Here is a 297-nt window from a genome sequence, read left to right as displayed (position 1 = left end):
CGCTGACCTTCGAGGCCTTCGACGAGTGCTCTGAGGTGGACATCAGCGTTGAGCTTGATGCGGACTACGCCGGAGTACCGACGTCCTTTGAGCGCACGCGCTTCCTGACGACCAGCGAAGTGGTGGCCAACGGTGATGACACCTACACGGTTCGTCTGAGCGGTATCCCCGTAGGTAACCACGCCCTGCGCATCCGCGCCGGTGACGGTTGTGGTAACTTCGACGTGGACATCCTCGAGTTCTGCGTTACGCCGGACAAGGCACCGACCCCGATCTGTATCCAGACGCTGACGGTCA

Annotated in this window: 1 protein-coding gene; it reads left to right on the top strand. The window is 61.3% G+C overall.

The window, feature by feature from the left end:
- Positions 1–297 (top strand): hypothetical protein (locus E1J53_RS24775; RefSeq protein WP_173021638.1); only part of this gene is annotated, 297 nt, incomplete at both ends.

This window comes from Lewinella sp. W8, from assembly GCF_004375085.3.
Taxonomy (GTDB): Bacteria; Bacteroidota; Bacteroidia; order Chitinophagales; family Saprospiraceae; genus Neolewinella.
The sequence above is the reverse complement of the archived record's forward strand: the minus strand, read 5'-3'. Positions and strand labels throughout refer to the sequence as shown.